This window comes from Amnibacterium sp., assembly GCF_036559085.1.
In the GTDB taxonomy this organism is placed as follows: Bacteria; Actinomycetota; Actinomycetes; order Actinomycetales; family Microbacteriaceae; genus Amnibacterium.
In genome coordinates this window covers 108510-115595 of sequence record NZ_DATBTU010000044.1, presented here as the reverse complement: position 1 = coordinate 115595, position 7086 = coordinate 108510, and the positions used below count along the sequence as shown (strand labels likewise).

Genomic DNA, 7086 nt, shown 5'->3' with positions numbered 1-7086 from the left:
GAGGTTGCCCGCGCCGTCGACGGTCCGGACGCTCGACGCGGCGGTGCCGGCGAAGCCGCTGATGGACGCGACCACGGCCGAGCAGCCGGTCGCCGCCGCCGCCGCGGCCCGCGGATCCTCGGCACGGCCGACCACCGCCTCGACGCCCGCACCCCGCAGTGCACCGGCCGATGCCTCCGAGCGGGTCAGGACCCGGACCACTCCCCCGGCCTCGCGCAGCCGCTCCACGAGCATGCTGCCGAGCCGCCCGGTGCCGCCTGCGACGAGGGTGGTCATCGCGCGACACCGACGGCGCGTCGGACCGCGGCGTCGACCGATCCGGCGTCCGTCTGGACCGGCTCCAGGTAGAACCGCGCCGAGGTGATGAGCCCGTCGGGCACCGTGAAGACGATCGGCCCGACCATGTGATGCGGGGCACCGTCCCGCCGGGTGCCCGACATCGTCCACTCGCACCAGACGTCGTCGAGGTGGAGCGCGCTGTCGGTCATCTCGGCTGCGAGATCCGGGACGCCGGCGAGGATCGCGCTCCAGTTGCGGCGGACCTGCTCGCGGCCGGTGAAGCCGCGGCTCGGATGGGCGGGCGTCTCGTTCCTGTAGTCGAGCGCGAAGCACGCCGCGATGCCGTCCGGATCGTGCCCGTTCGTCGCCTCGAGCAGGCGGTGGATCGTCTCGAGTGCTGCCGTCCCGCTCATGTGCGCTCCCTCGTCGTAATCCGATACAGTCCTCTGTAATGAATTCGATGTCAAGAGGACGGCGCGGATGAGCGGCGGGCGCACGTACGACGCGACGTCGCGGCTCGCCCGTGCGGCCGAGCGCCGCGCGCGGGTCCTCGACGTCGCCCGGCGGCGGCTGCTCGCCGACGGCTACGCCCGGACGTCCCTCGCGGCGATCGCGACCGAGGCGCAGGTGTCGCCCGAGCTCATCCACAAGGTGTTCGGCGGGAAGGCCGGCCTCGTGCGGGCCATCCATGACGAGAGCCTGGGCGGCTCGCAGCGGGTGCCGGCGCCGGAGCGGTCCGAGGAGCTGCAGGCGAGTGCGCCCGACCTCGCCGCCGTGCTGCGCGGGTTCGGTGCCCTCTCCGCCGACGTCGCACCGCTCGTCGCGCCGATCGAGCTGCTCATCCGTGAGGCAGCAGCTGCAGGCGATCCCGCGATGACGGTGCTGCACGAGCAGGTGCAGGCCGACCGCCTGATCCGCATGCGGGAGAACGCCGCGCGACTCGCGGGACGCGGCCTGCTGGCGGCGACCGTCCCGCCCGAGCACGCGGCCGACGTGTTCTGGACGCTGACGAGCCCCGAGCTGTACGAGCAGCTCGTGCGGGCACGCGGATGGACGCCCGCCGCATACGGGGCCTTCATCGGCACGTGCCTCGTCGCGGCGCTCGACGCCGGCTGAGCCGCGGTTCCAGGCCCGGCACCGCCGCGACTGCTGTCCGCTCGGACAACTGCCGCGGATTCAGCAGCAGCAGTTGTCCGTGCGGACAGCAGACGACGGTCGGAGTCGGGTCGATCCCGCGGTTCGGGCGGCGGTCAGCGCCAGCGCAGCACGTGCGTCGCGTTGCCGCGGCTGCGCTCGATGAGCACGGCGTTCGCCTCGTCCGGGCCGAGCGCCCACGCGCGGGCCGCGTCGGGCGCCTTGCCGAACCGGATGTGGCGCTCGGTGAGCCGCTGCAGGCGCAGCTCACGCGGGGTGTCGATGAACCAGGTCGCGTCGAGCTGCTCGCGGGCACGGCCCCACGGGGCCTCGTCGAGGAGCAGGTAGTTGCCCTCCGTCAGCACGACGGGGACCTCCGCAGGCACGGCGATGGCGCCGGCGACGGGCTCCTCGATCGAGCGCTCGTACGCGGGCGCGTAGACGACGGGCTCGTCGGCGGCGCGGAGGCGCTCGAGCAGGTGCAGGTAGCCGTGCGCATCGAAGGTCTCGACCGCACCCTTCCTGGCCGCGAGCGGGGTGCCGGCGAGCAGCCGGTTCGCGAGGTGGAAGCCGTCCATCGGCACGACGACACAGCCCGCCGGGCCGAGGGCGCCGGCCAGGCGCTCCACGACCGTCGACTTGCCGCTCCCGGGCGGCCCCGCGAATCCGAGGACGAGCCGGCCGGGATGCGCCCGGCGCCGCTCCCGGATGACCGCCAGCACCTCGTGCAGCGGATCCGGCGGTTCGGTCATGTGCCCAGCATCCCGCCTCCGGTCTCGCAGGGCGCCGGGAACGCGGCGGTGATCATCGGCGCTTCTTCATCACGGAGCGCACAGCAGGCCTCCCGCGGGCCTACTGTCAGGACTCCGCAGTCTCCATCGATGAAGGAGTCGTCATGGCCGACAAGTCCCCGAAGAAATCCGCCGGCAAGACCTCCGCGGCGAAGACGCTGAAGGAGAAGCGCGTGGACAAGAAGGACAAGGCCGCCGCGAAGCGCAAGGCCGAGTGAGCGCGCGCCGGTAGGGCGCGGCCGACGTCGCGCCCTACCGGCGGCCGCTCAGCGGTGCGCGCCGCAGCGCCGAGCCGCGAGCAGCGCCAGCGTGCGGGTCGTGGCGAGCAGCTCGGCGATGTCCACCTGCTCGCGCGGCGCATGGGCGTAGCGCACATCGCCGGGCCCGTAGTGCAGCGTCGGGATGCCGCCGATCCCGGCGTAGACGCGGAGGTCGCTGCCGTACGGAGCGCCGCCGAGCTGCGCGTCGCGGTGCTCGACGCGCTCGATCGCCCCGAGGACCTCGGCGACGAGCGGATCCGCCGGGTCGAGCATCCCGCTGCCGAACTGGCCGCCGTGCCACGCGATCTCGACCGGGTTGTCGCGGAGCCACGGGTCGGCGCGGCAGGCCTCGCCGATCGCCTCGACGAGCTCGGCGCGGGCCTGCGCGGGGTCCTCGCCGAGCTGCACCCCGAGGCGCCCCTCGGCGACGAGCAGGTCGGGCACGCTGCTCGCCCAGTCGCCGGCGTGGATGGTGCCGATGGAGATCGGATAGGGCAGGTCGGTGCCGTCGAAGAGCCGATGCGGCCGGTCGTTGCGCCGCAGCTCGAGCTCCGTCAGGGCCACGTAGATCGGCAGGAACGCGTCGAGGGCGCTGTGGCCGCTGCGCCGCACGCTCGCGTGGGCCGCTCGGCCGGCCACCCGCAGCTCGAAGGTGAGCGCCCCGGCGTTCGCGACGACGACCCGGCCGCTCGTCGGCTCGCTGATGACCGCGGCCTCAGCCCGGTGCCCGCGCGTCATGGTCGCGAACGCGCCGAGGCCGCCGTCCTCCTCGCTGATCACGGAGTGGACCGCGAACGGCCGCTCCAGCGTGACGCCGGACGCGACCAGGGCGCGGGCGACCGCCATGTTGGCCGCGACACCCGCCTTCATGTCGCACGCCCCGCGGCCCCGGATCGAGCCGCCGCGGATGTCGCCGCTGAACGGGTTCCGGTCGTCCCACTTGCCCAGGTCGCCGGTGGGCACCACGTCGACGTGGCCCTGCAGCACGAGCGCCGGCACCGCATCCCGGGCGCCGAGCACGCCCACGACACCGTAGCCCTCGGAGCGGAGCGACTCGGTGCCGGGGTGGTCGGGCATGACCGCCAGCGCCGCGAGGTCGAGCTTCCAGGCGTCGACCTCGAACCCGAGGCCGCGCAGCCGGCCGGCCTGCCGGTGCTGCAGATCCGACTCCCCGTCGGATCCGGTCACACTCGGGATGCGAATGGTCTCGACGAGGTCCTGCACGAGCGCCTGCTCGTCGATGGCGTCGAGCACCCGCAGCTCCGCGGCGGACAGCTCGGCCGACTCGATCCGCCGGCCGGGAATCACGGTGCTCACACACGGAACGTAGAGCGGATCCGCGAGCCGGGGTAGTAGGTCACGGCGTGGCGACTTCTCCGCCGCGTCACTCCGGGGCGAGCACCAGCCCGACACCGCCGGTGCGGCGAGCGGCGAGGTCGTAGAACAGCGGCGTGAGCACGCTCGCGACGGTCACGACGACGCCGGCGAGGAGGGCGAGCGCCGCGGACACCGCGGCGCCGGTGCCGGCCCCCAGGATCCCGTGCAGCAGCGACTGCGATCCGGCGAACGCGGCGGCGACGGCCGACTCGACGCCAGGCGTCACGATCTGCCACGTGACGAAGGCGACGACGAACGCGACGAGCGCCACGGCCCCACCGGCGATCAGCCCGAAGCGGAAGCACGACCGGACCGCGACGGTTCGGAGGGCCAGCGAGGCGCCCTTCGGCACCATGGACCCGCTCATGCGCGGACCCGGTTCTCGCGCTGCTCGGCGATCCGGACGGCCCGGCCGAGCACGAGCGCGGCGGCGGCCGCGACGAGCAGCCAGCCGGCCGTGAGCGTCGACGCGACGAGCAGCGGGTCGCTCTCGATCAGGTGATGCATGCCCTCATCAGTACGCGGCCCGGACTGAGACGGCGTGAAGGAACGACCGACCCAGTCAGGTCGGGGGCGCCGCTCCGGCCCTGCTGCTCGCGGCGGATGAGCCCTTCGAGCCGGCCGAAGCCGTCGGCAGCCCGAAGCGGTAGCGGATCCCGACGAGCCGGACCACGATGCAGACGACCGCGCCGAGCACCGGGAAGAGCGCGCTCGTCTCCCCGAACTCGCGGGCGATCACGAGCACCGCGGCCCCGAGCAGCGCCGGGATCGCGTAGAGGCCCTCCCGCAGCACGGTCGGCACCTGCCGCAGCAGCAGGTCGCGGACGACGCCGCCGCCGATCCCGGTGACCATGCCGAGCAGGATCGCCTGCACCGGCCCCATCCCGAACTGCAGCGCCTTGCTCGCCCCGGTGACGGCGACCAGCCCGAGGCCCAGCGCGTCGAACACGAGGACGCTGCGGCGGACGCGCTGCAGCAGCGTGAACCCGAAGAAGCAGACGAGGCCCGCGGCGGCCGCGGCGGCGAGGTAGCGCCAGTCGCGGAAGGTCGCAGGCGGCACGCCGATGAGCAGATCCCGGAGGATCCCGCCGGACAACGCCACCACGCCGGCCAGCACGAGGACGCCGAGGAGGTCGAGCTTCGCCTTGACGGCGGCGACGCCCCCGCTCAGCCCGAACACGAAGGTGCCCGCGAGGTTGAGCGCGAGGATCGGCGCGGGATCGAGGATCAGCGGGACGGACATCGGCGAGAAGGGTAGTGGGAGGCGCGGATGCTCGTGGGCTGCTCAGGCACGGCGCCGCGCTCGCCGGCGCTCGCGCCAGGGCATCGCGGCGAGCGCCGCCGCCTCGCTTCGCCGCCGCTCCTCCGCCGCCTGGAACCGCGCGTCCCGGCGCTCCCGCCAGGCCTCGACCTCGGCCTCGACGTCCCGCGGTGCCGTGACGACCGGAGGGCCGCCGAGCAGCTGCCGCCGCGCCTCGCGGACGCGACGATTGAAGTCCTCGAGCACCTCGCGGACGGCGCTCTCGACCGCCAGGCCGTCGAGCCGGTCCTGCAGTCCCGCGGCTTCGCCGCGCAGGGTGAGCGCGGGCGGCCCGAGCCCGGTGAGGTTCTCCCGCTCGATCTTGCGCCGGATCCACCAGTCGGGGTCCCGCACACCACCGAGGTCCGGCAGGGGCTTGCCGGCGCCGGGCAGGTCGTCGAAGTCGCCGCGGCGGAGCGCCTGCTGGATCGCGATCTCGACGTACTGGGCCCGCTGGTCCATCGTCGCCTGGCCGGTGTTCGCCTCCTCCTCGGGGCGCTCGGGCTCTGGGACGGCGTCCGGGTCGGGCGGCGGCACGTGCTCGGCCTGGTAGCGGGCAGCGGCGAGCCGCGAGTCCGGAGGTCGTCTGTTCGTCGTCATGTGGCTGCCCGAGTCGGTCCTGCACGGTAACCGCGGCGGCTGAACGGGGATTCCAAGCGGCGTGGACGGGCGCTGCGGTCAGCGCCGAGCGGCCCACTCGTGGTCGAGGATCGCGAAGACCTGCGTGTCCGCCCAGCCGCCCTTGAACCGCACGTCCTCGCGGAACAGCGCCTCGTCACGCATCCCGAGCCGGCGGCAGAGCGCGATCGACGCGGTGTTGCGCGGGTCGAGCTCGGCCACGACGCGATGCAGCCCGAGCCGGCCGAAGGCGAGGTCGAGCAGCGCAGCGGCGCCCTCGGTGGCGTAGCCGGCGCCCTGCGCATCCGGATGCAGCGTCCAGCCCAGCTCGGCCGTCTGGTCGCGCACGCTGCGGACCGTGAAGTAGAGGTCGCCGATGACCGCGCCGTCCGTCTTCCGCTCGAGCAGCGGCTGCAGGTGGTCGCCGTCGTGCTCCAGGCGCGTCGCGGTCGCGTTGCCGGTGACCCAGGCGGTCACGCGCTCGCGGTCCCGCGGATGGAACGACTGGTACCGGGCGACATCCTCCCGGCCCTGGTAGGCCAGCACCGCGTCGACGTCGGCGAGCGTCGGGAGCCGCAGCCGCAGCCGGGCGGTCTCGATCGGCGCATCGAAGACGAACGGGGTCACGGCGCCCATCATGGCGGAGCGCACGGCCCCGGCCGCCGCGTGTCCGCGTCGAGGTCGGCTGTCCACCCCGCGCGCAGTCGGCGCCCGCTGCCTACGCTGGACGCGGGCGCCGCTCCTCGCGTCCGCTACGGATCCGGAGGTTCGCCATGGTCCCGGTGCGGGTGCTCGGCGTCGCGGTCGACGTGAAGATGCAGCCGGTCGTGCTGCTCACCCCGCTCGATCCGCCTCCAGGGCCGCGCACGCTGGTGCCGATCTGGGTCGGCTCGCAGGAGGCGGCGTCGATCTCGGTGGCGATCAGCGGGCAGGAGGCGCCCAGGCCGCTCTCCCACGACCTCATGCAGCGGCTGCTGGTCGTGCTCGGCGCATCCGTCGACCGCGTCGAGGTGACCCGGATCGAGGACGGCACGTTCTACGCCGAGCTGAGCCTCACCACCGCGAAGGGCCACGTGACGCTCGACTGCCGGCCGTCGGATGCGATCGCGCTGGCGTCCCGGGTGGGCGCGCCGCTCTTCGTCGCCGATGCGGTGCTCGCGGACGCCGGGATCCCGGAGGACGCGGCGGTCGAGCAGGACGACGAGGACCCGGAGGAGAAGGTCGAGGAGTTCCGCCGCTTCCTCGACGACGTCGACCCCGAGGACTTCCAGGGCTGAGTGCCGCCGATCGCGCAGGTGGCCGACGCGCCGGCCTGCCCCCGAATCGC

Annotated in this window: 11 protein-coding genes; 2 read left to right on the top strand and 9 right to left on the bottom strand. The window is 74.1% G+C overall.

Features of this window, described 5'->3' with window-relative positions:
- Both VIG76_RS08250 and VIG76_RS08245 read right to left on the bottom strand, forming a co-directional pair.
- Positions 1-276, bottom strand: a 276-nt coding sequence (locus tag VIG76_RS08250) for an NAD(P)H-binding protein (RefSeq protein ID WP_331952988.1), incomplete at its 3' end; no start/stop codon positions are given.
- On the bottom strand, positions 273-692 hold the full coding sequence (locus VIG76_RS08245) for a nuclear transport factor 2 family protein (RefSeq protein WP_331952986.1): 420 nt from the start codon (positions 690-692) through the stop codon (positions 273-275). The genes VIG76_RS08250 and VIG76_RS08245, both read right to left, overlap by 4 nt.
- A 67-nt stretch (positions 693-759) precedes the next feature.
- Between VIG76_RS08245 and VIG76_RS08240 the strand changes: the two genes are divergently transcribed.
- Positions 760-1395: a TetR/AcrR family transcriptional regulator gene (locus VIG76_RS08240; protein WP_331952984.1), complete on the top strand. Its 636-nt coding sequence runs from the start codon at positions 760-762 to the stop codon at positions 1393-1395.
- Positions 1396-1529: 134 nt separating this feature from the next.
- Here VIG76_RS08240 and VIG76_RS08235 read toward each other — a convergent pair whose 3' ends face one another.
- The 7 genes from VIG76_RS08235 to VIG76_RS08205 form a co-directional block, all read right to left on the bottom strand.
- Entirely contained in the window at positions 1530-2165 is a 636-nt protein-coding gene (locus VIG76_RS08235; protein ID WP_331952982.1) for a nucleoside/nucleotide kinase family protein, read from the bottom strand.
- 305 nt (positions 2166-2470) lie between these two features.
- Positions 2471-3781, bottom strand: a complete 1311-nt coding sequence (locus VIG76_RS08230) for an ArgE/DapE family deacylase (RefSeq protein ID WP_331952980.1) — start codon at positions 3779-3781, stop codon at positions 2471-2473.
- Between the two features lie 67 nt (positions 3782-3848).
- The gene (locus VIG76_RS08225) at positions 3849-4208 is read right to left on the bottom strand and encodes a DUF3566 domain-containing protein (RefSeq protein ID WP_331952978.1); all 360 of its coding nucleotides are present in this window, start codon (positions 4206-4208) and stop codon (positions 3849-3851) included.
- Complete coding sequence (locus VIG76_RS08220; RefSeq protein WP_331952976.1) at positions 4205-4348, bottom strand: hypothetical protein; 144 nt, start codon at positions 4346-4348, stop codon at positions 4205-4207. Before VIG76_RS08220 ends, VIG76_RS08225 begins: the two co-directional genes overlap by 4 nt.
- Positions 4349-4403: 55 nt before the next feature.
- On the bottom strand, positions 4404-5084 hold the full coding sequence (locus VIG76_RS08215) for a trimeric intracellular cation channel family protein (RefSeq protein WP_331952974.1): 681 nt from the start codon (positions 5082-5084) through the stop codon (positions 4404-4406).
- A 42-nt stretch (positions 5085-5126) separates the two neighbouring features.
- A complete protein-coding gene (locus VIG76_RS08210) occupies positions 5127-5741 on the bottom strand; it encodes a DnaJ family domain-containing protein (RefSeq protein ID WP_331952972.1) in 615 nt (204 codons plus the stop codon).
- Between the two features lie 78 nt (positions 5742-5819).
- Positions 5820-6386 (bottom strand): GNAT family N-acetyltransferase, encoded by a 567-nt coding sequence (locus VIG76_RS08205; RefSeq protein WP_331952970.1) that lies wholly within the window; start codon positions 6384-6386, stop codon positions 5820-5822.
- Between the two features lie 146 nt (positions 6387-6532).
- Here VIG76_RS08205 and VIG76_RS08200 point away from each other — a divergent pair, with 146 nt between their 5' ends.
- Positions 6533-7036 (top strand): bifunctional nuclease family protein, encoded by a 504-nt coding sequence (locus tag VIG76_RS08200; RefSeq protein WP_331952968.1) that lies wholly within the window; start codon positions 6533-6535, stop codon positions 7034-7036.
- The last annotated feature ends 50 nt before the right edge of the window (positions 7037-7086 follow it).

Bases quoted from the DNA above. Each gene is read 5' to 3' on its own strand.
- VIG76_RS08245 (WP_331952986.1), bottom strand. From the start codon at position 692: ATGAGCGGGACGGCAGCACTCGAGACGATCCACCGCCTGCTCGAGGCG.
- VIG76_RS08200 (WP_331952968.1), top strand. From the start codon at position 6,533: ATGGTCCCGGTGCGGGTGCTCGGCGTCGCGGTCGACGTGAAGATGCAG.
- VIG76_RS08210 (WP_331952972.1), bottom strand. From the start codon at position 5,741: ATGACGACGAACAGACGACCTCCGGACTCGCGGCTCGCCGCTGCCCGC.
- VIG76_RS08215 (WP_331952974.1), bottom strand. From the start codon at position 5,084: ATGTCCGTCCCGCTGATCCTCGATCCCGCGCCGATCCTCGCGCTCAAC.
- VIG76_RS08235 (WP_331952982.1), bottom strand. From the start codon at position 2,165: ATGACCGAACCGCCGGATCCGCTGCACGAGGTGCTGGCGGTCATCCGG.
- VIG76_RS08225 (WP_331952978.1), bottom strand. From the start codon at position 4,208: ATGAGCGGGTCCATGGTGCCGAAGGGCGCCTCGCTGGCCCTCCGAACC.
- VIG76_RS08240 (WP_331952984.1), top strand. From the start codon at position 760: ATGAGCGGCGGGCGCACGTACGACGCGACGTCGCGGCTCGCCCGTGCG.
- VIG76_RS08220 (WP_331952976.1), bottom strand. From the start codon at position 4,348: ATGCATCACCTGATCGAGAGCGACCCGCTGCTCGTCGCGTCGACGCTC.